Raw genomic sequence first — 22,231 nt, 5'->3', positions numbered from 1 at the left:
AAGAGCTCTGTAGTTTGCAAAACCCCGGCCTTTGCCGGGGTTTTTGCTATTGGTACACTGGCCCAACTTCAGGCGAGAACTGCACCCATGACTGCCACCACTGTTCAAAACTACACCTTGGTCATCACCGGAGCACCCTACTCTTCCCAAGCCCCGCAAACAGCGCTGCTGTTTGCAAAAGCTGCGGTAGCGGCTGGACATACCGTGGATAGAGTCTTCCTTTATGGAGATGGCGTTCACCTTGCCTCCTCGCTCTCCTCACCCCCTTCGGACGAATCCCACTGGGCAGACCAATGGGGCAATTTTCTGAGTGATAACGATATACCTGGCGTCGCCTGCATTGCGTCGGCGTTAAGGCGCGGTCTGATAGATGAGTCAGAACAAAAGCGTTATGAGCTGCCCGCCAGCAACCTCCGGGAGCCGTTCATCATTGCCGGGCTTGGTGAGTGGGTAGAAGGCACTATGGCATCTTCACGGGTACTCTATTTCCACGCAGGCGACTGAACATGAGCACGCTGATTGTTATTGATCAACCTCCTTACGGAGCCTGGGCGGGCCGCGAAGCCCTCGACATGGCTTTCTCACTTGCAGCTTTCGACCAACCAGTTGCATTGCTGTTTACAGGGGCTGGCGTTAACTGGCTGCGAAAGTCCCAGGAAACTATGGGGATTGAGCAAAAATCGGTAGAAAGGAATCTTTCCGCTGCGCCGGTTTTTGGTGTTGAAGCGATATATGCAGATGCAACAGCCTGCGCCCTGTACGGACTTGTACCGGACAGTATGGTGGCAGGTGTCGCCATAGCTGAAAGCAGTGCTGAGGTAATACGCCAACACTCACACACCGCCTTTGCAGGCTGACTCACACCAGGTCGGAACCCGTTATGGCCCAGATTCACACTCTCCATATTCTTAACAAGGCCCCCGAGCACCCGCGCTCAGGCGAATGCCTACGGTCCTTAAATCCCGGGGACGCACTTCTTCTTATTGAGAACGCGGTACTGGCACTTGCGACCCCAGGGGAGCTGACTGCTGGCATACCCGTTTATGCCCTGTCTCCAGACGTGTTAGCCCGCGGTCTTGCTCAGACTGCTCGAAAAGCTTCGCTTGTGGACTTCCCAGCCATGGTTGAGTTGACCGCACAGGCGCAAAAAGTAATAAGCTGGTAACCCATGACACAAAGAAGCATGCCCGAGAGGAACAACGAAGGATTTCTCGAAAATCCGAACGACTGGACGCCTGAGATTGCCGCTATAATTGCTGCAGACGACCAGATCGAGCTGAATGAAAACCACTTTGAAATCATAGAGTTTCTGAGATGTTTTTACAAAGAACACGAAATGTCACCGCCCTCAAACCGACTGTTTGTAAAGTCAGTGAAGGAGGCTTTGGGTGAGGATAAAGGTAACAGCATCTATCTCATGCAACTCTTTCCTGGCACCCCTGCCAAAACAGCTTGCCGGATAGCAGGTCTGCCCCGGCCGACAAATTGCCTCTAGGGTTTGCGTCGTTCCAGATCTGCTGCACTGCCAAGCAAGCTGCTGAGCCCGTTCTCGAAAATACCGGAGCCAAACTTGAGGAATTGTCGAGTAGACTCCTTGACGGTGCCATCCCAGGCGTTTTCGGGTAGCTCCCTCAGGGTTTCAGCCACACCAACCTTTACACCCTGAGCTACACGGGGCTCAATTTCGTCAGTCATAGCAACAATCTCCGCCACCTTACGATCAAGGTAAGGCCGAATCACAAGCAGCCAAAACCCCAGAAGCACTGAAAGAACAGCGGCAGCAGTAACAGCAAACTGTGCGACAAGCATTGCCCAGACAGGCATGGAGCTCTCCTTTAATTCAATATTGAGTAGCTAAAGCGGGTAATTGATCAACGCCAAAAACTGTATGGTTCCCGCGATGGCGCCAAATATGCCACCAACAAACATGAGCTGTATCTCCTCCTCGCGAAATGCCGGTCGGAGTATGTCCTGAAACTCTGCTGGCTGCAGCGCTTTCATTTGCCCAGCCAATACCCTGGCCACAACAGGCGCACGCTCCTTGTTAAAAGCGGGGTCGCTGAATACGTCCTGTGTTGCATGAAGTGCCTGCTGATTCATTGCCTTTTTCAACTCGGTATAGCCGCTCATCCCAACCGTTACCTGAGCTGTAAGCTTCACTAGCAAGGAGTTGTCCATCAGGGGCCTCAAGTGCTTCTGTATAATTGCACGAGTGCGGTCGCCCCGACATCCGTTTATCATGGCATCCGCCACTTTCTCGACAGTAATCAGCTCTTCTGCAACCAAGGTTGCCCAGATGTCACTGATTTCAGGCTGGCGCCTCAGAAACAGCCCTTGTATATGCCAGAACAGAAAGCGGCGAGGCTTCAGAGGCGAAAAAATAAGATTAATCGCAAGCCAGTTCGTTACAAAGCCGATTACAAACCCGCCAACCGGCAGCAACCAAGGTTCGGGATAGCGCGACCAGAGCGGAGCAAGTACGCAGCCAAGAATGCCTCCGATGATAGCCCCACGGTTGATGACCGATCTGAGCTCAACCGCGCCGGCCTGCTTGAATATGCGGTTCATCAAATCGGGGTGCTGCTTCAACTCTCTGCTTAGCAGCGCTTTGAGATCAACCAGCTCATCAAGATCATCACCAAAATCCTCAACAAGATCTTCAATGCGAGCCGGCAATTGTTCCCGCGCCCATTGGTATATGCGCCTGCGCAAAAACATGGGCAAGTTATCCCAGAGCACCGGCTGAATCTCGTACATCATTTCATCAATGTATTCGTCGAGTCGTGGCGTTACCTGCGAAAGAACCTGTTCAACAATCTTTTGAGGCTCAAGCTTTTGATAGACGGCATTAAGATCACCAAACTGCCGAAGTGTTCGGTCGATACAGATATGGGCCATTTTCTCGGCTTTACGCGGAATTACGCCTTGCCAGCCAATAACTCCAAGGCCGACAAACTGCACCGGGTAAAAGGACATCTGTATTGCAAGCCAATTGGTAAACCAGCCTACCAAGGCGGCCATGATGGGCACGGAAATAAACGCAGCGTCAAACAAGCGGAACCCCGGTTTTCAAATACAGGCATTTTACCTGCAGCTTTTTTTCATTTGTGGTCGGGCGGGCCATCAGTTGCCGCCTCTGATTGTAGAACGAATGATGCGTTAGCCCGCAATCTGTGACATTGGCCGAGAAGCCATCGTTACACAGCAACTGTGGCAGCGAAATCAGGAAAAGCTTTAGAGCTGAGAACCAGAGGGAGAAAGAGTACAGCTGAAAGGAAAAGCAATGCACCCGGGATACCTGCGATGTATCTGGCAGATATTCCGGGATCTGACGTAAACTTACATCAGCAATGGCAACCGGGCTTAAAGCCTGCGAGCATTATTGGTAGTACGCGTTCTCGGTCTTCGAGTGATCCGTCACATCACGAACGGCTGTGATTTCTGGCACTCTGTCTTTGAGCGTGGTTTCTACACCCTGCTTCAGAGTAAGGCTAACCGCTGAGCAACCCTGACAACCGCCACCAAAACGCAATACTGCAACGGAGCCGTCGACAATTTCCACTAGCGAAACGTCACCACCGTGGGCCGCCAGGTTCGGGTTGATTTCTGAAGCCAGAACGTAGTTCACCCTGTCTGGCAAAGGCGCGTTTTCATCAACGTTTGGAACCTTGGCATTCGGGGCTTTGATCGTTAGCTGGCCGCCCATCTGATCCTTGGAATAGTCTACATACGCTTCTTCAAGGAAGGGTACAGAGTTGTGATCCAGGTACAGCGTGAACTTTTCAAGATCGACCTGCTCATCTGTAGGTACAATCTCGTTGGGAGGGCAATAAGCCAAGCAGGTTTCAGCATTTTTAGTGCCCGGCTGGGTTACGAAAATCCGTACGCCCATGCCTTCCACGTCCTGCTTTTCGATAAGTTGTGCAAGATAATCCCGTGCGGGATCTGTCACAGTAACCAATGCCATGTTATCAACCCGTTGGTAAGTTTAGATTCATTTTAAGGGAGTTCGTGGCAACATGAAAGACCAACCAATTTAGTTGGTCTTTCCCAGGGTAGTAACTTTCCCTTACCATAGGCCGTCCACACGAACTTGATGCAAGTAAAGAATAACTGGGCGCGGAACTACGACTGTCGCCAGCATTTTTGCTATGATCCCGCGCCATTGGACCAAACACGCCGTTAATGACGACATCCGGAATACTGACTATGACCGATCGCAATACTCGCCTGGAACAACTTCACAAAGCCCTGAAAGAGCGCATTGTGATTCTCGATGGCGGCATGGGAACCATGATCCAGAACCTGCAACTGGACGAGAAAGCGTTCCGGGGCGATCGGTTCGCCGACTACGACCGTGAAGTAAAGGGCAACAACGACCTGCTCAATATCACTCAGCCTGCCCTGTTGCGGAATATCCACGCTGAATACCTGGATGCAGGCGCAGATATTATTGAGACCAACACCTTTAACTCCACTCGCGTATCCCAATCGGACTACGGCCTTGAAGAAATCTCAAGGGAGCTGAACGTAGAGGCCGCAAAGCTGGCACGGCAAGTAGCGGACGAGTATACCGCCAAAGACCCTTCCAAGCCGAGATTTGTGGCAGGCGCCGTTGGGCCAACCTCACGCACGGCGTCTTTATCTCCCGACGTGAATAACCCTGGCTACCGAAACACTGACTTTCAGAGCCTGGTTGATAACTACTATGAATCGGTAGAGGGCCTGGTTGAGGGCGGTTGCGATATTATCCTTATCGAAACCATATTCGACACGCTCAACGCTAAAGCTGCCATTTACGCAACTCAACAGTACTTCGAAGACAGTGGTATAGAACTGCCTATCATGATTTCCGGCACTATCACTGATGCCTCCGGCCGCACGCTTTCAGGCCAGACAACAGAAGCCTTCTGGAACTCGATTGCCCACTCTCGCCCGATCTCTGTGGGGCTTAACTGCGCTCTGGGCGCCGATGCCTTGCGCCCTTACGTTGAAGAACTCTCAGCCAAGGCAGAAACCTACGTTAGTGCGCACCCGAATGCTGGCCTCCCTAACGAGTTTGGTGAGTACGATCAGACACCGGAAGAAATGGCTGAAATTATTGAAGGCTTTGCCCGCGACGGATTCCTTAATATTATTGGCGGCTGCTGCGGTTCGCGGCCTGACCATATCGAAGCCATAGCCAAAGCCGTTGCCAAGTACCCTCCCCGCAAGATTCCTGAGCGTCCAAAAGCACTTCGCCTATCAGGCCTTGAACCTTTCACAGGTGACGAAAACACTCTTTTCATCAACGTTGGTGAGCGCACCAACGTTACCGGCTCCAAGCGCTTCTTGCGCCTGATTAAAGAAGAGCAGTATGAAGAAGCCCTGAGCGTTGCCCGGGACCAGGTTGAGAACGGTGCTCAAATCATCGACATCAACATGGATGAAGGCATGTTGGATTCCAGGGAGGTGATGGTCACCTTCCTGAACCTGATTGCCTCCGAGCCGGACATCTCACGCGTGCCCATCATGCTCGATTCATCCAAATGGGACGTCATTGAAGCCGGGCTACGCTGCATTCAGGGGAAGGCGGTGGTTAACTCCATCAGCCTTAAAGAAGGCGAAGAAGCCTTCATTAAACACGCAAAGATCTGCATGCGATACGGCGCGGCTGTTGTGGTTATGGCCTTCGACGAACAAGGGCAAGCGGACACCTTTGAGCGTAAAACCGAAATTTGTAAGCGCTCTTATGACGTTCTGGTCGGCATTGGCTTCAATCCGGGCGACATTATTTTCGACCCGAACGTATTTGCCATTGCCACCGGCATTGAAGAACACAACAACTACGCAGTGGATTACATAAACGCCTGTCGCTGGATTCGGAAGAACCTGCCCCACGCATCCATTTCAGGTGGTGTAAGTAACGTCTCCTTCTCCTTCCGTGGCAACGATGTGGTGCGTGAAGCCATCCACTCCGTGTTTCTTTACCACGCCATCAAAGCCGGCATGAACATGGGTATCGTAAACCCCGGGCAGCTGGTTATTTACGATGAGATTGAGCCAGAGCTGAAAGAGCTGGTTGAAGATGTTGTACTCAACCGTCGCGAAGATGCCACGGATCGCTTGTTGGAAATTGCTGAGCGTTTCAAGGGTAAAGGCGGCAAAACCCAGGAAGAAGATCTGGCCTGGCGTGAATGGCCCGTCATAAAGCGGCTAGAACATTCGCTGGTTAAGGGTATTACGAACTTCATTATTGAAGATACAGAAGAATGCCGCCAACAGGCCGAGCGCCCGATTCATGTAATTGAAGGCCCGCTGATGGACGGCATGAACGTGGTTGGCGACCTGTTCGGCGACGGAAAGATGTTCCTGCCCCAGGTAGTTAAAAGCGCCCGAGTTATGAAACAGGCGGTTGCCCACCTTATTCCCTTTATTGAAGCAGAGAAATCTGAAGACCAGCAGGCTAAAGGCAAAATCCTGATGGCCACGGTTAAGGGCGATGTTCACGATATAGGCAAGAACATTGTTGGCGTAGTGCTGCAGTGCAACAACTACGAAGTGATTGACCTTGGGGTTATGGTGCCCAGCGATAAAATTCTGGCCGCAGCCAAAGAGCACAATGTCGACATCATCGGCTTGAGCGGCCTTATCACACCGTCACTGGATGAAATGGTGCATGTTGCCCGTGAGATGCAGCGCCTGGATTTCCATCTGCCATTGATGATTGGCGGTGCCACCACATCCAAGGCACATACGGCTGTTAAAATTGAGCCCCACTATAAAAACGACATTGCCCTTTATGTGTCTGATGCCTCTCGCTGCGTGAACGTCGCTTCACAACTGCTCAGCAAAACTGCCAAGCCTAAACTGGTTAGCGATGCGCGTGAGGAATACGACATGATCCGGGAACGCCGCAAGCAGCGCGGTGACCGCACCAAGCTCGTCAGCCTGAAAGAAGCTCGGGCACGGGCTCCGGAAATCAACTTTGACAACTACGTTCCACCCAAGCCGACCTTCACGGGAATACGGCGGTTTGAAGAGTACGACCTGAAGGAGCTTGAACCTTACATCGACTGGACGCCCTTCTTCATCTCTTGGGATATCGCCGGCAAATATCCCCAGGTATTCGACGACCCCAAACGCGGTGAAGCAGCGCGAAACCTGTTTGATGACGCCCAGGTTATTCTTCGCAAAATGGTTGACGAGAAGCGCGTAAGCGCCTCTGGTGTGATTGGTTTTTGGCCAGCACACCGCCGTGGCGATGACATTGTGGTCTATACAGACGAAAGCCGCACTGAAGAGCTAACCACCCTGCACCACTTGCGCCAGCAGGATGAAAAAGCCCCGAACAAGTCGATGATGGCGCTGTCAGATTTTGTGGCAGAAGAAGGTTCTGAGCATTGCGACTATGTTGGTGGCTTTGCGGTAACCACCGGTATCGGCGCGGAAGAAATGTCGCTGGAGTACAAAAACGCCAACGACGACTACAACGCGATCATGGTCAAAGCCCTCGCAGACCGCTTGGCGGAGGCCTTTGCAGAACGCATGCATGAGCGGGTACGCAAAGAGTTCTGGGCATACAACAGCGATGAGCAACTGGCTAACGAAGATCTGATCAAGGAGCGGTACCACGGAATTCGTCCGGCGCCTGGCTACCCGGCCTGCCCTGACCACACAGAGAAAGCGACTCTGTTCAAGCTGCTCGATGCCACCGCCCAGACCGGTATCGAGATTACAGAAAGCTTTGCCATGTTCCCAACAGCTGCGGTTTCGGGTTGGTACTTCTCACACCCTGAGTCCAAGTTTTTCTCTGTGGGTAAAATTGGCGTAGATCAGGTTGAAGACTATGCTGAGCGTAAAGGCCTTTCAAAAGCGGAAGCAGAGCGCTGGTTGGCACCAAGCCTTGCCTATGATCCAGCGGAGTAAAGGCCAGGCTCGCACCCAATCAGGATGAGTTTTTATGGCAGATACGCCAGGCAAAGATAAAAACAAAAACGAAAAGCCTCAAGGGCCAGGTGTTTTAAAAGTAATCCAAAGCGTGGCTGCCGGCGCTCTGGGCGTTCAGTCCAGCAAGCGCCGGGAAGAGGATTTTGGCAGCCACAGCCCATGGCCCTATGTCATTGGTGCCCTTCTCTTCACCGGCCTCTTTATCGGCACTCTTATCGTGGTTGTGCAGATGGTTTTGTCTGGCCGGTAATCCTTACTGGCCAGATACCCACAGCACCGCAAACGCCACAACGAGCCCAATAATTACTACTGCAGCTACAGCGTCAATGGTGCTATCTGATTGCATCGAGTCCTTCATTCCCTGCTCCTGTTATGTAAAACCTGCAACTTTGATGTTGAGTGAGACGACCGCTCACTTAAGTTTCTCCGTATCAGTAAAGCACCAAATTGACATTCGTCCAGCTCACCGCGCGAGCCCTTATCACCATAATCGATAAACATATCTTGAAATAATCGTTTCTAGTATAAGGGGCGACTGTTATCCTTCGTTTCAGATATAAGGCGCCGGCTTCCATAACCACGCTTTCACGATATTATTTCCGCGGGATCTCTCTACTATGTACGTATACGACGAACACGATCGGCAAATGGCTGTCGAGCGGGTTGCACAATTCCGGGACCAGACCGAAAGGGCTTTGGCCGGTGAATTGGCTGAAGATGAATTTTTGCCCCTTCGTTTGCAGAACGGGCTATACGTGCAGCGGCTCGCACCCATGCTGCGCATCTGTGTGCCTTACGGCATGCTGCGCTCGGTTCAACTTCGCCGCCTGGCCCGTATCACCCGGGATTACGACAAGGGTTATGCGCACTTTACAACCCGCCAGAACATTCAGCTAAACTGGCCCAACCTGGAGGATGTGCCTGACATTCTTGCCGAGTTGGCAGAAGTCGAAATGCACTCCAACCAGACCAGCGGTAACTGCATCAGAAACACCACAACTGACCAGTTTTCTGGCGTACAGTCCGATGAGCTTACAGACCCGCGACCTTACTGCGAAATCATTCGCCAGTGGTCTACGTTTCACCCGGAATTCGCTTACCTGCCCCGGAAGTTCAAGGTTGCGGTAAACGCCTCAGAGAAAACCGACAGGGCGGCCATTCAGGTTCACGACATAGGTCTTCAGATTGTACGTAATGAAGCAGGCGAACTGGGCTTTCGGGTTCATGTAGGTGGTGGTCTCGGGCGAACGCCCATGGTGGCTCCGGTTATCCGAGAGTTCCTGCCGGAACTCGACCTGCTGACCTATCTGGAATCGGTTCTCCGGGTTTATAACCGCTATGGCCGCCGCGACAACAAATTCAAAGCCCGCATCAAGATTCTGGTGAAGGCGTTAACGCCAGAAGGCTTTGCGGAGAAGGTTGAGGCTGAGTGGGCTCACATCAAGGACTCCCCCAGCCGACTAACCCCTGAAGCTATCGATCGCATCAAGTCCTACTTTACCGAGCCGGCTTACGCCATCCTGGATAATGCGACTGAACTTCTCGCCCAGCAAAGGTTCGAGAATCGTGGTTTCGACCAGTGGCTTAAATACAACGTGGATGTTCACAAAAAGCCCGGTTATGCGATTGTTTCTCTGACTATGAAAAAAACCGGGACCCCACCGGGAGATGTGACGGATCGGCAGTTAGAGCAGATTGCAGATCTGGCCGATGAATACAGTTTTGGCGAAGTTCGGGTCACCCATGAGCAGAATGTGGTGTTGGCCGATGTGCGTCAGGATCGTTTGCTGGAACTCTGGCAAGAGATTGTGCCTATGGGGTTTGGCACCGCCAACCTGAACATGCTGACGGATATTATTTGCTGCCCGGGCGGTGACTTCTGCGCTCTGGCAAATGCCAAGTCGATTCCTGTGGCAGATGCGATTCAGCGCCGCTTCGATAATCTGGAGTTCCTGTACGACCTTGGTGAAATCGATTTGAATATTTCAGGCTGTATGAATGCCTGCGGTCATCACCACGTAGGAAACATCGGTGTTCTTGGGGTAGACAAGAAAGGTGAGGAGTTCTACCAGGTGAGCCTTGGTGGGGCATCACAACACGACGCCACTATCGGCAAGATACTGGGCCCATCTTTTGCTCGGGATGATATGCCGGATGTGATCGCCAAGATTATTGACGTGTACGTTAACAAGCGCACGGAGGAAGAATCGTTTCTGGATACCTACCGCCGTGTTGGAATTGATCCTTTCAAGGAGCGGGTTTATGCCTGACATTATTTTCCGGGATGGCAGCATCCGTCAGAACCAATGGAATGTGGTACAGCGCCCTGAAAATGGCGAAGCTTTGGATATTCCAACACAGCAGCGCGTGTTGATTCCAGCTGACCTGTGGGTTGAAAATCGTGAGCGGTTTATTGGTAATGACGACGTCGGCGCATGGCTCGATAGCCATGATGAGCCGGAGATTCTGGCAGATTATGTGAATGATCTGCCGATGATTGCGGTTAACTTCCCCAAGTTCAGCGATGGCCGGGGCTATAGCTCTGCTCGCCTTTTGAGGGAGCGGTTTGGCTTCAAGAATGAGCTGCGGGCAATTGGGGATGTGCTGCTGGATCAGCTTCAGTTTATGAAGCGTTGTGGCTTTGATACTTATGAGTTGCGCCCTGATAAGGATATTCGCAAGGCGGCTCGGTGTCTGAATTTCTTCAGTCAGGGATATCAGGCTGCTACGGATACCGACTTGCCGTTGTTTCGGCGTCGGGCTTCTTGAAGCTCTGACCCGGAGTCTGCCGCCAGAGCGCGGCTACTCGTCAAAACACGCTGTGGATACGTCCTTGTACGCTTGGCTCCGCCATCCATGGCTCCGCACAGTTTTGACGAGTAGCCCCGCTCTGGCGGCTTAAATTATGGCGTTTTAGATCGCGTGATCTAAAATGATTTTTCCTGATGACTCGCCTTTCAAAAAGGCGTTTAGCGCACGTTCCAGATCAGCACGGCCAATCCTTTTTGCAGACGCTTCCGTCTTCTCGCACTTCCAGTCACCCGCAAACTTTTCCCATACGGCTTCTTTGTCCGCCAGCGGAATCTCCACTGAATCAACACCCAGCAGGTTTACACCCCGCAGGATGAATGGAAGCACCGTTGTTTGTAGCTGTGGGCCAGCAACCAGTCCGCAGCAGGATACGGAACCGCCCGGTTTGATTTGCTTTAGCAGTTCGGCAAGAGGTAACCCGCCTACTGTATCCACGGCATTGGCGAAGGCCGGTTTCAGCATGGGCTTCCTGTCTTCGGCCAGTGCGTCGCGGCCAAGCACTTGTGTTGCACCCAGAGCTTTGAGGCTTTCGGCATGGTCGGCTTTGCCGCTGATCGCGACTACGTCGAAGCCAAGTTTTGCCAGCAGTTCTACAGCAACGCTGCCAACTGCACCTGAGGCACCGGAGACTGCCACTCTGCCCTGCTCTGGCCTGGCACCCATGGTCAGGAGTTTTTGCACGCACAAACCGGCTGTGAGGCCGGCAGTACCGTAGATCATGGCGGCTTGAGCACCCCAACCAGAGGGCATGGGAACACACCAAGCGGCGGGTACCCGGATGTACTCGCCAAAACCTCCAGCGGTGTTCATGCCCAAATCATAGCCGGTTACGATAACCTGGCTGCCTACTGCCGGGGTTCCCGTGGCGGACTCAACCACTTCGCCTGCGGCGTCTATGCCTGGTGTATGTGGAAAGGATCGACTAACGCCTTTGTTTCCAGAGGCCGAAAGCGCATCTTTGTAGTTCAGCGAGGAGTGGCTGACTTTTATCAGCACTTCGCCAGCCGGGAGATCGGCCGTGCTCAGGGTCTGTTCTGTGCCTTTGTAGTTGCCATCTAGCTCTTCAACTCTCCAGGCTTTGAATTCGACATCGCTGGTCATGGCCTTCTCCAATTTTAGTTAGCTACTGGATTTTCTGGTTGCGAAACGCACTCAACACTTTCCATACGGTGTGTTCCAGCGCAGAGCTGGTTGCCAGCCCGAGTTTTTCAGGCAAGGTTCGTTTACGTTCGAATGACACTGATACTACGTCTGCCCTGTCACAAGCCTCAATGAGATATTCGTCGGAGGTTTTGATCTCATCAATCAGCTTTACGTCCAAGGCACGTTTTCCGAACCAGATATCACCGGTAGCTACTGCCGCAATATCCAGCTCTGGCCGGCGCTCGCTAACGTAGTCTTTGAACAGGTCGTGGGTGTCTTCCAGATCTGCAAGAAACTTCTGTCTGCCTTTATCGGTATTCTCCCCGAATATGGTCATAGTGCGCTTATGCTCGCCCGCGGTCAGAATCTCAAAGTCGACGTTGTTTTTCTTGAGCAGGCGATGGAAGTTTGGCAGTTGTGCCACAACGCCAATCGAGCCAAGAATCGCAAAGGGCGAAGCAATGATACGATCTGCCACGCAGGCCATCATGTATCCACCACTTGCCGCCACCTTATCGACACAAGCGGTCAGACGAATGCCTTTGCTGCGAATACGATCAAGCTGTGCAGCCGCCAAGCCATAGGAGTGCACCAGCCCGCCGCCACTTTCCAACCGGATAACAACTTCATCTTTGCCGGGCTCAGCCACGCTTAATACGGCAGAAATTGCCCTGCGCAGTGGGTCGGTATCACTTGCTTTGATATCGCCGTCAAAATCCAGCACAAAAATCCGTGCTGGCGTTGTTTCTGGCTTATCTGTATCCGGTTTCTTGGCTTTATCCGCCTTTTTATCAGCTTTCTCTTTTTTCTTTTTAGCCTTGCTCCAGGCTTTCAGTTCCTGGTCAGTCATCAGGCGTGCCTGAATAGATTCCCGCAATTTGCGGTACTTTTCGTTGAGCTTACGTATTTGCAGCTCACCGTCGTCGTCTTCTCCGTCTTTATCTTTCTGGGTTGCTGCAACAATAATTGAAACCACCACAACTGCCGCAATAACAAAGGTGATCACTTTTGCCAAAAACAAACCGTATTCAGTCAGGAACGCCAAATCGCTTCTCCAGCCAGTTAAGCAAGCACGAGAGTGTAACTTACCGAAACTCTGGTGATAAGCAGAGCAAAAAAATTAAAACAAGCGTTCGATCGGGCTTGACAGTGATTAAGTCTCCCCATAAAGTCGGGAAGCGAAGTCGGCTCTATCCGGCAGCTGCCAACGATGGCTTGTGAAGCCATGCATACAAAGCAGTTTTCAATACAAGACAACCACCAAACAAAGGGTAAAAAAATGTCTGTAGATCAAATCTTTGAAAAGCTCGAGCAGAACTTCAACGCAGATGCCGCTCAGGGCCTGGACTTGGTATTCCAGTTTGATATCGAAGACGACAAGACCCACCACCTGGTCATCAAAGATGGCACATGCAAGCTGCACGAAGGCCCTCACGACGATCCTTCTGTAACACTGATCATGAACTCTGAAACCCTGCAGGGTATCGTGTCTGGCGAAACCGACGGCATGCAAGCTTTCATGGCTGGTCAGCTGCGCGCTGAAGGCGACATGATGCTGGCTACCAAGCTGGGTGAGCTTTTCAACATGGGCTGATTTCGCCCCTGTGAGCAGACCAACGCTCATAAAAAACCCGCGCATTGCGCGGGTTTTTTATTATCTGGAGGAGCGTTTCAAACACTCATCAAAGATCCACATCATCCAGGGATGTTTCCGCCAAACGCAGCAGATCTACGTTACTCTCCTCACGCTTGCCAATCCCCTCAATATAGTACTCGAGAGATGTCAGTGCATCCGCCAAAGCTTCCAGAACCTGGTTCCCCGGTGCATCGCGAGAATCCAGCATGCGTTCCTGAATAGAGGCTGCCACACGCTCAAGCACGTGGGCAGCGCCCGGGTCATTTATCATCTGCAACCCGCCCCAAATGCTGTGCAGGGTTGCAGGCAGGTTAGCCAAATGAAGCTTGTCATAATCCGACTCCACAAACGCGGTAATCGCGCGCTTCGCCAACGTTAATGCGCCACGGGCTTCATCCGCAACTACATACACAGCTTCCTTGAAGTACATAGACTCTTCACGGCTGCGCTCGCTGCCCGCCAGTGCGTCAGTTTCAGCGGTAATGCCCCGGCTGACGATTTGCATAACAGCGTCTTCAATACCCAGCACAGAATCCGCAAGGCGGAAAAGCTCTTCCTCTCCGGGCAACCGTGATTCTGCTTCCCAGTTGCGAAGCCTGCCTGCTTCTTCGCGAGCTATGGTCGCAAGCCGATTAAGGTCCAGCATAACCAGGGTGTTAGAAAGGCGTTCCAGAGCATCTGCAATGGAGGACAGCTCTGCCAGATCCGGCTCTATGCCGCGCTCGATAATATCCAACTTGTCTTTTAGCTGGTTGAGTTCATCTTGCAGTGCCTCGGATAGCGACGTCAGTACGTCAGTACCAGGGCCGTACAATCTTCTTGCATGGGCTTCAAGAATGGAATCCGGAAACTCAGCTGGTGTGAGCTGGAATTCTGAAAGTACACGAGTCACTTCGGGATTACCGGAGCCACTGCGATAAAGCAGATATACCAGGTCGCGAATGAGTGAATCGGGCGCATCTTTAGCGGTTGCTACCTTGCCGACATACACCAGTTCCCGCGAGTACTTTTCAATGCGCATAAACGTGCGCTTGCGGGCTTTGGTAAACGGCATGGCACGGTCAAGCATGGTGTCTGCCACGATCGCAACGAGGCACCACATTTGTCCCATTGGGGCACCTTGACACAAACGAACAAAACCACGAGCGGCGCGGCTTATGAGTTTTTGGCTCACCACAGGGTTTCGATCCCTGAGAATACCGAGCAAAGCTACCTGAAACGTAAGGCGCATCCGCCGGGCAACGATTTCGTACTCAGCCTCATTACCTTCAAAATCAGACACCTTTAAACCAGCGCAAAAATTCCGCTGATCTTTTACGTCCACATCAAAAAAGCAGGACTCGGGATAAGGTTTTTCCCGGCGAGCTTCTCGCAGTTCGTTAATTACGGGCAATAACAATTCAGGATGGTCTGCACGCTGCTGATGGTAGTACTCAACATAGCGGCGAAGAATAAACAGCGCATTGCTCAAGGTGGTGAGTAGTATGTTCTTGTCATCGTTGGCGCCGACAGGAACATCGTTGGCCATTGCCACGGCCTCCTGGCACAGAAGCGTACCACCGCGAAGCTCCACCAGGATAAAGATGCCACGAAGCTGATTGAGGAAATCCAGACAGTTCTGCAAATCCTCCCCGCTTTCACGGTTTTCCTGAAAGCGCTCAAGACTGGATTCTGCCTGCTTGATGGTCTGCTCTATTTCACTTTTGACCAGATCAAACGACTGCGATTTCGTCGCAAGAGACGATTGAACCATAAACGCTTCCTGTTAATCTGCGGAAACTACCGCACCTTCCTAGTGAACTGTAGGCCGACAAGGCTGCGTGCCAGACCTTTTTGTTGTTGAGCTGGCTCAAACTTTCCTGAACTGAGCCCGTACACTTTGCACTAAAAAACTGACGTACTTATCACTACTTATAACATAAAACTCGAGTACCTCAACAAGGCTGGCGTGTAACAATTAGTACAGGCCGACACAGTTCTCATTCTGCGCCCTCGAGTTTACTCCAGACAGTTTCACCTGCCTTCTTTTCCATAGCAGACATGAATGCCTGATGCGCCTCTAATTCAACGTCTGTGGCGGCAACAACACGCAAACGGGGACGGTCAGGACTCAACCGTCGAATTCCTCCACCCATGCCTCCATTATCCGACCCGGCATCCAGCGACAAGGCTGTCTGCCCACCGGTGAGAAGCAGATACACCTCTGCAAGGATCTCGGCATCCAGCAGAGCTCCATGCAGTTCCCGGTTACTGTTATCAACGCCGTAGCGTTTACAAAGGGCGTCCAGGTTGTTCTTCTGCCCAGGGTGCTTGGCTCGCGCAATCGCAAGGGAATCGACAATACCGCAGTAATCCGCCGTTTTGCGCACAGGTTTGATCCGGCCAAACTCCGAATCCATGAAACCCACGTCAAACGCGGCATTATGAATAACAAGCTCTGCACCCTTGATGAACTCGAAAAACTCATCAGCAATGTCTGCAAATTTCGGCTTATCCACGAGAAACTCGTTGGTAATCCCGTGGATAGTGATGGCTTCGGCTTCGATTTCCCGCTCAGGGTTCACGTACACATGGTAGTTACGCCCTGTGAGCTTGCGCTCCATCATCTCGACACACCCGATCTCGATGATCCGGTGACCTTGTGCCGGGTCAATACCGGTGGTTTCTGTATCCAGTATTATCTGTCTCATAATTCCCACATTAATCCAGTTCAGCAACGCCCTTGTTCGCAAGTTCGTCTGCGAGTTCGTTATCCGGTACACCTGCGTGGCCTTTTACCCAGTGCCAATTAACCTTGTGCTTACTGGTTTCCGAATCCAGTTCCCGCCAAAGGTCCTCGTTTTTAACCGGCTTTTTCGCTGATGTTTTCCAGCCGTTACGCTTCCATCCTGAGAGCCATTCAGTAATTCCCTTCCGTACATACTGGGAGTCCGTGTACAGCTCCACTTCGCAATCGCGCTTGAGTGCTTGCAACCCCTTGATTGCAGCCATTAACTCCATGCGGTTATTAGTGGTGTGCCGCTCTCCACCGTGCATGGTTTTTACCGCATCACCATAGCGCAGAACAACACCCCAGCCACCTCGGCCCGGGTTACCTTTGCAAGCACCATCGGTATACACAATTACCTTCCCCGACATTCAAACTCCCACAATTAATGGCCCTGTAGGCCTGTCATTTTTCCGGATGGTCACGGCTCTGTGGCGAGCATCCTCGCGCAGCACCAACTGTACCCGTTCCAGACAAACCCAAAACGCTACTTTGCCGCCAAACATGTCGCCGTGGGATTCGCGCACACACCCGTTTTTTTGCAAGGATACAGTAATAGGCCCCAACCGGCAGAAACCTGTAACCAGATAATCGCTCACCCAGCACACCCGTCCCCTTGCGACCACTGCGCTGGAAAGGTAATCGATAAAAACGAGTCAGGGATGTTTCAACCTGAAAGTCCAGCAAGTGGAGCCAGTCCTCCATTCGTCCACGGGACAAGAACCGCCCACCCCACGGGCCACCATTATGGCGTGATATCAGCCTTCGCATTCCCCATAAACTGATGGGATTAAAGCCGATCAGAGCAATCATGCCATCGCCTCGCAACACCCGGGCAGCCTCTCTCAATACCTGATGGGGATAGGGCGAAAAATCTGCGGTATGGTGGAGGACCACAAGATCTATTGAGTCCCCGGGAAAGGGCAATTCGTCGGCATCGCACACAACCACCCCGTCAGGTATGTTGGCAAAGCAGCTGGGGGTAGTCATGATTTTCTGGGAAAAGTCAGTTCCATTTGCCAGTGGAAGCCGATGACTAATGCCAACCTGAAGCTGCCGCGCTCCCGTCAACCGATTCAGTCGCTGCTCAAGAAAAGCCCGTTGGTCTGCCAGCAACCTGCGCCCAAGCGGTGTCTGAAACCAGTTTTCAAAGCTCTCGCTCCTGGATGAATAATCAACGTTCTGGGCATTCTTCACACTGCCATTACTCCCGTTTTGAATAACCGGCAAGGACAACCCCGAATTCACCGACTGTTGGGGCTACGACCGTAATGCTCTATCATATGAGACAAACTTGCCAAGCATTTACGGGGACATCTGATGCTCACCATCTCCGCCATACCGGCATTCAACGACAACTACATCTGGTGCATTGCAGACACAGATACCGGTAAAGCCCTGATTGTGGACCCTGGCCAGGCAAAGCCGGTTCAGGATCATCTCGCAGAACAGGGGCTGAAACTGGACACGATTCTCGTTACCCACCACCATCCTGATCACGTTGGGGGCATCAAGACTCTGGTTCAGGACAATCCAGATTGCCGCGTAACCGGACCAGCAGAATCACCCTTTAAAGGTAGCACCAACCTTGTACATCCGGGCGACGAAGTGATTTGGAGAGATATCACTTTCCAGGTTATGGGTGTTCCAGGGCACACTCTTGATCACATTGCCTACTTCACCGACGTTGAAATCGGTGGGCGCCCAGCTCTGTTTTGTGGCGACACCCTTTTCGTTATCGGCTGCGGCCGGCTCTTTGAAGGCACACCGGCCCAGATGCTGGAGTCACTGAAGTCCATTCGTGAACTCCCAGGTGAAACGGCCATTTACTGCGCCCACGAGTACACCCTTTCCAACCTTCGCTTCGCCCGCAGTTTACTGCCGGATGACAGCAAACTTGAAGCCTTTGAACGCCATTGCAAAGACAAGCGACAAGCAGGTGAACCTACCGTGCCGTCAGTTCTTGAAGAGGAAAAGCAACTTAACCCGTTTTTACGCTGGGACGACCCCATGGTAGTAAGTGCAGCCAAACGCTATGCAGCCGAACACGGTCTGCCGGTGGATTCGGACAGTGCGATCTTCGCTGCAATTCGTCACGGTAAAGATAACTATTGATCGGTTAACAAAACCTCTCAATGTCGTAACGAGAGGTTTCTTGACCCAATTAAACGAGCTCCCATAGAATCGTTTAAACTTTTGCTCCTAACTCATTAAATATGCCGGGTTTTCAGACACAATCCCAGCGACAATCCAGACTCGGAAAACGCCTATGTTGGTTAAACGTTTGCCCCTGCTTTTTATTCTTGGTGCTTTGGCAGGCGGCTGCAGCTCTCTGTATCTTTCCAAAGAATCTGCATCTGAAAACCCGCTGGACTCGGAAGAGGTAACTCTCGCTGCCGGAGATGAAGGGCTTATAGAATCGGTGGAAAGTGGCAAAGACAGTGACGCAGTACGAAATGAGCCACTGGATGACGCAATCGCGCCTGAACTCAAAGTTGCCGCACGGGAAGCTCGGGAAAAACTGGATAATCCGGATCAGAATATCACCACAGAAGTTGCCGGGCAGGCAGATATGTGGGACCGGCTCAGAGCCGGGTTTATGTTGGACCACGATATTGACAACAAGCGTGTTCAGGACCAGCTTAACTGGTATGCGCGGCACCCAGGCTACATAAACCGGGTAGTCGAGCGCGGAAGCCGGTACCTTTACCACATTGTTAACGAAACTGAGAAACGAGGTCTTCCAGCAGAATTCGCACTGTTACCCGTGGTAGAAAGCGCATTTGATCCCTTTGCGTACTCCCACGGGCGGGCAGCAGGGCTCTGGCAATTTATACCCTCAACAGGCAAGTACTTTGGGCTGACTCAAAGCTGGTGGCACGATGACCGCCGCGACGTAATTGCCGCGACGGATGCCGCCCTCACTTACCTTGACCGCCTGACCACTCGCTTTGGTGGTGACTACACCCTCGCCTTGGCTGCATACAACAGTGGCGGCGGCACGGTTTCCAGCGCCATGCGCCGGAACCGAAAAAGCAACAAACCCGAAGATTTCTGGTCATTACAGCTACCGCAAGAAACTCGACATTACGTCCCAAAGCTGATTGCGCTGGCAAAGATATTTGATGACCCCGAAGCCTACGGTATAGAGCTCCCTGCCCTTCTGGACGAACCCTATTTCGATATCGTTGACACTGGTGGGCAACTGGATTTGGCCCAGGCAGCGGAGCTTGCGGGGGTCGACATCGATGAGATATACCTGCTAAATCCCTCGTATAACCGCTGGGCAACCTCTCCGGAAGGCCCCCATCGATTGCTGGTGCCGCACAAGAATGCTGAAAGTTTCCGCACAGCTCTGGCGGAAATCCCACCGGAAAAACGCGTGTCCTGGCGTAACTATGTCGTCAAATCGGGTGACAGCCTGAACACCATATCCAGAAAGTTCTCCACCACGCCGGCGGTATTGCAGCAGGTCAACAACCTCAACAGCGACCTGATCCGCATTGGCCAACGGCTGATGATTCCCTCAGCATCAAAAAATTCCGACGCCTACGCTCTCAGCGCATCCCAGCGGCTAGAGCGCAAGCAGGACAAAAAACGGGCAGGAAGCAAGCTGCGCTATACCGTGCGCCGTGGCGACACCTTCTGGGATATTGCCCGCGAGCATCGGGTTTCAGTACGCCAGGTTGCGGCCTGGAACGGTATGGCGCCCGGAGACCCTCTCATACCCGGCAAGGAGTTGGTGATCTGGTCAAATACAGCCCAACCCACCATTGCCTCAGCTGACAGCACCCGTGGCAAAGCCATGGTCCGCAAGGTGGGCTACCGCGTTCGTAAAGGCGACTCTCTTGCCCTCATTGCCAATCGTTTCTCGGTAAATGTGCGAGACATCGCAAGCTGGAACGATCTGAACACCTCCCGTTATCTGCAACCAGGGCAAAGTCTGGTACTCTACGTCGACATCCGGAACAGCCCCTGATCATCACCTACTAAGGGCCGGAACTTTCAGTAAGTATAAGAATCATAAAAATTTAGCAGACAGGAGCGCGGGGCAGGATGCCCGGCGCGTCAGCTTAAAACACCTGAATGTGCGAGACCCATGACAAGAATCTTTACCGCCCCACGCCTTACAACATTTTTTTCAGTTCTGGCTCTTTTTGCTTCTCCCACCTCTTTGTATGCCAGCGATTCATCAACAGACTCTGAGCAGCTCGAAGCCCAACCGGCCCACGGCATGGCCATGCATGGCGCGCCTAGATATCCGGAGGGTTTCAGCCATTTCGACTACGTTAACCCCGAGGCGCCAAAAGGTGGCGCTCTAAAAATGGCCGTAGTGGCTAACGGTTTCGACACCTTCAACCCCTTTGTTATTCGCGGAGTTGCCGCAGCGGGCATCAGTAACTATCTCTACGACACTCTGCTGGAGTACTCGGCAGACGAACCCTTCTCCATGTATGGGCTCATTGCGGAGTCACTGGAAACACCGGAAGACCGCAGCTATGTGGTATTCAACCTCCGGGAATCAGCACGCTTTCAGGATGGCGAGCCCATCGAGGCGGACGACGTAAAATTTTCCTTTGAAATCCTGACCACCCAGGGGCACCCGTTTTACCGCAATTATTATGCGGATGTGAGCAAGGTAACGATTGAGAACCCTCACCGCATCCGTTTTGATTTCCAGGAAACCAGCAACCGGGAACTACCCTTGATTCTCGGCCAGATGCCTATTTTCCCGGCGCATTACTGGGAGAATCGTGAGTTTGGCAAGAACGGACTGACACCACCTGTTGGAAGTGGCGCCTACCGCATTGGCAGCTTTGAAGCAGGCCGCACGATCGAGTACGAACGACAGGACGATTACTGGGCAAAAGACCTTGGCGTGCGTAAAGGCCGATTGAATTTCGACCGTGTTCGCTACGATTACTATACCGACGACACGGTTGCACTGGAGGCGTTTAAAGCGGGTAGCTTTGATTTCAGAGTAGAAACCTCTGCCAAAAACTGGGCAACAGCCTACACCGGTGAAAAGTTTGATAACGGCACTATCATCACTGAAGCCATTGAACACCACCGCCCCACAGGTATGCAGGGTTTCGTGTTCAACACCCGCAAGAAAGTGTTCAGCGATCCCCTGGTACGGGAAGCACTCACTTACGCATTCGATTTTGAGTGGACCAATAAAAATCTGTTCTATGGTCAATATGACCGCACCAACAGCTACTTCGAAAACAGTGAACTGGCAGCAACCGGCCTGCCAACTGGCCGGGAACTTGAAATACTCGAAGGTTACAAGGACAAGTTGGACCAGGACATCTTCACCAAAGCATTTGAAGCACCCTCCACAGATGGTAAGCAAGGCCTGAGAGGTAACCTCAGAACAGCGATGGAACTGCTGCGTTCGGCGGGTTATGAAGTTCGCGACGGCAAAATGGTGCATACAGAAACAGGCAAACAACTGGCCTTCGAAATACTGTTATTCCAGAAAACCTTTGAGCGAGTTGTCCTGCCCTTCAAAAATAACCTCGCCCGTCTGGGCATTGATATGTCTGTGCGCCTTGTGGACAGTAATCAGTACGTTCAACGTGTGCGTGAGTTCGACTACGACATGATTACCCAGGGCATCGGCCAGTCAGACTCCCCGGGTAATGAGCAGCGCGAGTATTGGCACTCATCCACGGTAGATGCCAACGGCTCGCGCAACTACGCTGGCGTGAATGATCCGGTAGTCGACGAACTGGTAAGCCTTGTAATTCAGGCCCCAAATCGGGATGAACTGGTACAGCGCACCCGCGCGCTCGATAGAGTTCTGCTGCACGGGCATTACGTGGTACCACACTGGCACCTGGCTAAAGATCGCGTTGCCTACTGGAGCCACTTGAAACATCCGGAAAAGACTCCCAAAAACGGCACCGAACTCGACGACTGGTGGGCTGAGCCCTGAGGAA

The 22,231-nt window shown here is 52.4% G+C and carries 21 protein-coding genes; 12 read left to right on the top strand and 9 right to left on the bottom strand.

The genetic code is table 11. The annotated features are described in order from the left end of the window. The first annotated feature begins 87 nt into the window (after window positions 1-87). Genes tusD through FFI61_RS05625 form a run of 4 tightly spaced genes read left to right on the top strand, consistent with a single transcriptional unit; the run spans window position 88 to window position 1,495 of the window. Complete coding sequence (gene tusD, locus FFI61_RS05640; protein WP_200369538.1) at window positions 88-504, top strand: sulfurtransferase complex subunit TusD; 417 nt, start codon at window positions 88-90, stop codon at window positions 502-504. 2 nt (window positions 505-506) lie between these two features. Continuing rightward, a complete protein-coding gene (locus tag FFI61_RS05635) occupies window positions 507-857 on the top strand; it encodes a DsrE family protein (RefSeq protein WP_200200737.1) in 351 nt (116 codons plus the stop codon). Window positions 858-880: 23 nt separating this feature from the next. Then, window positions 881-1,165, top strand: coding sequence for a sulfurtransferase complex subunit TusB (gene tusB, locus FFI61_RS05630; protein WP_200369537.1), 285 nt, complete (start codon window positions 881-883; stop codon window positions 1,163-1,165). Between the two features lie 3 nt (window positions 1,166-1,168). Beyond that, complete coding sequence (locus FFI61_RS05625; protein ID WP_200369536.1) at window positions 1,169-1,495, top strand: TusE/DsrC/DsvC family sulfur relay protein; 327 nt, start codon at window positions 1,169-1,171, stop codon at window positions 1,493-1,495. Here FFI61_RS05625 and FFI61_RS05620 read toward each other — a convergent pair. The 3 genes from FFI61_RS05620 to nfuA form a co-directional block, all read right to left on the bottom strand. Continuing rightward, the gene (locus FFI61_RS05620) at window positions 1,492-1,824 is read right to left on the bottom strand and encodes a hypothetical protein (RefSeq protein ID WP_200200740.1); all 333 of its coding nucleotides are present in this window, start codon (window positions 1,822-1,824) and stop codon (window positions 1,492-1,494) included. The genes FFI61_RS05625 and FFI61_RS05620 overlap by 4 nt on opposite strands. A gap of 30 nt (window positions 1,825-1,854) precedes the next feature. After that, a complete protein-coding gene (locus tag FFI61_RS05615; RefSeq protein ID WP_200200741.1) occupies window positions 1,855-3,054 on the bottom strand; it encodes a DUF445 domain-containing protein in 1,200 nt (399 codons plus the stop codon). Between the two features lie 325 nt (window positions 3,055-3,379). Beyond that, window positions 3,380-3,967: a Fe-S biogenesis protein NfuA gene (gene nfuA / locus FFI61_RS05610; protein ID WP_227714611.1), complete on the bottom strand. Its 588-nt coding sequence runs from the start codon at window positions 3,965-3,967 to the stop codon at window positions 3,380-3,382. Between the two features lie 242 nt (window positions 3,968-4,209). Between nfuA and metH the strand changes: the two genes are divergently transcribed. From metH to FFI61_RS05590, 4 genes are all read left to right on the top strand, one after another. Further along, a complete protein-coding gene (metH, locus tag FFI61_RS05605) occupies window positions 4,210-7,908 on the top strand; it encodes a methionine synthase (protein ID WP_200200742.1) in 3,699 nt (1,232 codons plus the stop codon). A 34-nt stretch (window positions 7,909-7,942) separates the two neighbouring features. Next, the gene (locus tag FFI61_RS05600) at window positions 7,943-8,179 is read left to right on the top strand and encodes a DUF2970 domain-containing protein (RefSeq protein ID WP_200200743.1); all 237 of its coding nucleotides are present in this window, start codon (window positions 7,943-7,945) and stop codon (window positions 8,177-8,179) included. 367 nt (window positions 8,180-8,546) lie between these two features. Continuing rightward, entirely contained in the window at window positions 8,547-10,199 is a 1,653-nt protein-coding gene (locus tag FFI61_RS05595; protein WP_200369535.1) for a nitrite/sulfite reductase, read from the top strand. After that, window positions 10,192-10,698 carry a DUF934 domain-containing protein gene (locus tag FFI61_RS05590; RefSeq protein ID WP_200369534.1) on the top strand — a complete coding sequence of 169 codons (507 nt, stop codon included), beginning with the start codon at window positions 10,192-10,194 and terminating at the stop codon, window positions 10,696-10,698. The genes FFI61_RS05595 and FFI61_RS05590 overlap by 8 nt, the downstream gene beginning before the upstream one ends. A 144-nt stretch (window positions 10,699-10,842) precedes the next feature. On the opposite strand, the gene FFI61_RS05585 is transcribed toward FFI61_RS05590, so the two are convergent. Further along, window positions 10,843-11,841, bottom strand: coding sequence for a YhdH/YhfP family quinone oxidoreductase (locus FFI61_RS05585; RefSeq protein WP_200369533.1), 999 nt, complete (start codon window positions 11,839-11,841; stop codon window positions 10,843-10,845). A 22-nt stretch (window positions 11,842-11,863) separates the two neighbouring features. Next, window positions 11,864-12,928, bottom strand: a complete 1,065-nt coding sequence (gene sohB / locus FFI61_RS05580; protein ID WP_200369532.1) for a protease SohB — start codon at window positions 12,926-12,928, stop codon at window positions 11,864-11,866. A 234-nt stretch (window positions 12,929-13,162) separates the two neighbouring features. On the opposite strand from sohB, the gene FFI61_RS05575 reads away from it, so the two are divergent. Next, the gene (locus FFI61_RS05575) at window positions 13,163-13,477 is read left to right on the top strand and encodes an SCP2 sterol-binding domain-containing protein (protein WP_200200748.1); all 315 of its coding nucleotides are present in this window, start codon (window positions 13,163-13,165) and stop codon (window positions 13,475-13,477) included. 88 nt (window positions 13,478-13,565) lie between these two features. Here FFI61_RS05575 and FFI61_RS05570 read toward each other — a convergent pair whose 3' ends face one another. The 4 genes from FFI61_RS05570 to FFI61_RS05555 form a co-directional block, all read right to left on the bottom strand. Then, window positions 13,566-15,272: a chemotaxis protein gene (locus FFI61_RS05570; protein WP_200200749.1), complete on the bottom strand. Its 1,707-nt coding sequence runs from the start codon at window positions 15,270-15,272 to the stop codon at window positions 13,566-13,568. 226 nt (window positions 15,273-15,498) lie between these two features. Beyond that, a complete protein-coding gene (gene dnaQ / locus FFI61_RS05565) occupies window positions 15,499-16,209 on the bottom strand; it encodes a DNA polymerase III subunit epsilon (protein WP_200369531.1) in 711 nt (236 codons plus the stop codon). 10 nt (window positions 16,210-16,219) lie between these two features. Beyond that, window positions 16,220-16,657 carry a ribonuclease HI gene (rnhA, locus tag FFI61_RS05560; RefSeq protein WP_200369530.1) on the bottom strand — a complete coding sequence of 146 codons (438 nt, stop codon included), beginning with the start codon at window positions 16,655-16,657 and terminating at the stop codon, window positions 16,220-16,222. Window positions 16,658-16,691: 34 nt separating this feature from the next. Continuing rightward, the gene (locus tag FFI61_RS05555; RefSeq protein WP_200369529.1) at window positions 16,692-17,483 is read right to left on the bottom strand and encodes a class I SAM-dependent methyltransferase; all 792 of its coding nucleotides are present in this window, start codon (window positions 17,481-17,483) and stop codon (window positions 16,692-16,694) included. Between the two features lie 123 nt (window positions 17,484-17,606). Between FFI61_RS05555 and gloB the strand changes: the two genes are divergently transcribed. The 3 genes from gloB (at window position 17,607) to FFI61_RS05540 (ending at window position 22,227) form a co-directional block, all read left to right on the top strand. Beyond that, the gene (gene gloB, locus FFI61_RS05550) at window positions 17,607-18,401 is read left to right on the top strand and encodes a hydroxyacylglutathione hydrolase (RefSeq protein WP_200369528.1); all 795 of its coding nucleotides are present in this window, start codon (window positions 17,607-17,609) and stop codon (window positions 18,399-18,401) included. 154 nt (window positions 18,402-18,555) lie between these two features. Then, a complete protein-coding gene (locus FFI61_RS05545; protein ID WP_200369527.1) occupies window positions 18,556-20,265 on the top strand; it encodes a LysM peptidoglycan-binding domain-containing protein in 1,710 nt (569 codons plus the stop codon). Window positions 20,266-20,385: 120 nt separating this feature from the next. Then, window positions 20,386-22,227 (top strand): extracellular solute-binding protein, encoded by a 1,842-nt coding sequence (locus tag FFI61_RS05540; protein ID WP_200369526.1) that lies wholly within the window; start codon window positions 20,386-20,388, stop codon window positions 22,225-22,227. The last annotated feature ends 4 nt before the right edge of the window (window positions 22,228-22,231 follow it).

The organism is Marinobacter sp. DY40_1A1 (assembly GCF_016597815.1).
Taxonomy (GTDB): domain Bacteria; phylum Pseudomonadota; class Gammaproteobacteria; order Pseudomonadales; family Oleiphilaceae; genus Marinobacter; species Marinobacter xiaoshiensis.
Note: the sequence above shows the minus strand (reverse complement) of the source record. Positions and strands in the feature narration are given on the sequence as shown.

Excerpts from the sequence above, each read along its gene's own strand:
- tusD (WP_200369538.1), top strand. The coding sequence starts at position 88 with ATGACTGCCACCACTGTTCAAAACTACACCTTGGTCATCACCGGAGCA.
- FFI61_RS05635 (WP_200200737.1), top strand. The coding sequence starts at position 507 with ATGAGCACGCTGATTGTTATTGATCAACCTCCTTACGGAGCCTGGGCG.
- tusB (WP_200369537.1), top strand. The coding sequence starts at position 881 with ATGGCCCAGATTCACACTCTCCATATTCTTAACAAGGCCCCCGAGCAC.
- FFI61_RS05625 (WP_200369536.1), top strand. The coding sequence starts at position 1,169 with ATGACACAAAGAAGCATGCCCGAGAGGAACAACGAAGGATTTCTCGAA.
- FFI61_RS05620 (WP_200200740.1), bottom strand. The coding sequence starts at position 1,824 with ATGCCTGTCTGGGCAATGCTTGTCGCACAGTTTGCTGTTACTGCTGCC.
- nfuA (WP_227714611.1), bottom strand. The coding sequence starts at position 3,967 with ATGGCATTGGTTACTGTGACAGATCCCGCACGGGATTATCTTGCACAA.
- metH (WP_200200742.1), top strand. The coding sequence starts at position 4,210 with ATGACCGATCGCAATACTCGCCTGGAACAACTTCACAAAGCCCTGAAA.
- FFI61_RS05600 (WP_200200743.1), top strand. The coding sequence starts at position 7,943 with ATGGCAGATACGCCAGGCAAAGATAAAAACAAAAACGAAAAGCCTCAA.
- FFI61_RS05595 (WP_200369535.1), top strand. The coding sequence starts at position 8,547 with ATGTACGTATACGACGAACACGATCGGCAAATGGCTGTCGAGCGGGTT.
- FFI61_RS05590 (WP_200369534.1), top strand. The coding sequence starts at position 10,192 with ATGCCTGACATTATTTTCCGGGATGGCAGCATCCGTCAGAACCAATGG.
- FFI61_RS05585 (WP_200369533.1), bottom strand. The coding sequence starts at position 11,841 with ATGACCAGCGATGTCGAATTCAAAGCCTGGAGAGTTGAAGAGCTAGAT.
- FFI61_RS05575 (WP_200200748.1), top strand. The coding sequence starts at position 13,163 with ATGTCTGTAGATCAAATCTTTGAAAAGCTCGAGCAGAACTTCAACGCA.
- FFI61_RS05570 (WP_200200749.1), bottom strand. The coding sequence starts at position 15,272 with ATGGTTCAATCGTCTCTTGCGACGAAATCGCAGTCGTTTGATCTGGTC.
- dnaQ (WP_200369531.1), bottom strand. The coding sequence starts at position 16,209 with ATGAGACAGATAATACTGGATACAGAAACCACCGGTATTGACCCGGCA.
- rnhA (WP_200369530.1), bottom strand. The coding sequence starts at position 16,657 with ATGTCGGGGAAGGTAATTGTGTATACCGATGGTGCTTGCAAAGGTAAC.
- gloB (WP_200369528.1), top strand. The coding sequence starts at position 17,607 with ATGCTCACCATCTCCGCCATACCGGCATTCAACGACAACTACATCTGG.
- FFI61_RS05545 (WP_200369527.1), top strand. The coding sequence starts at position 18,556 with ATGTTGGTTAAACGTTTGCCCCTGCTTTTTATTCTTGGTGCTTTGGCA.
- FFI61_RS05540 (WP_200369526.1), top strand. The coding sequence starts at position 20,386 with ATGACAAGAATCTTTACCGCCCCACGCCTTACAACATTTTTTTCAGTT.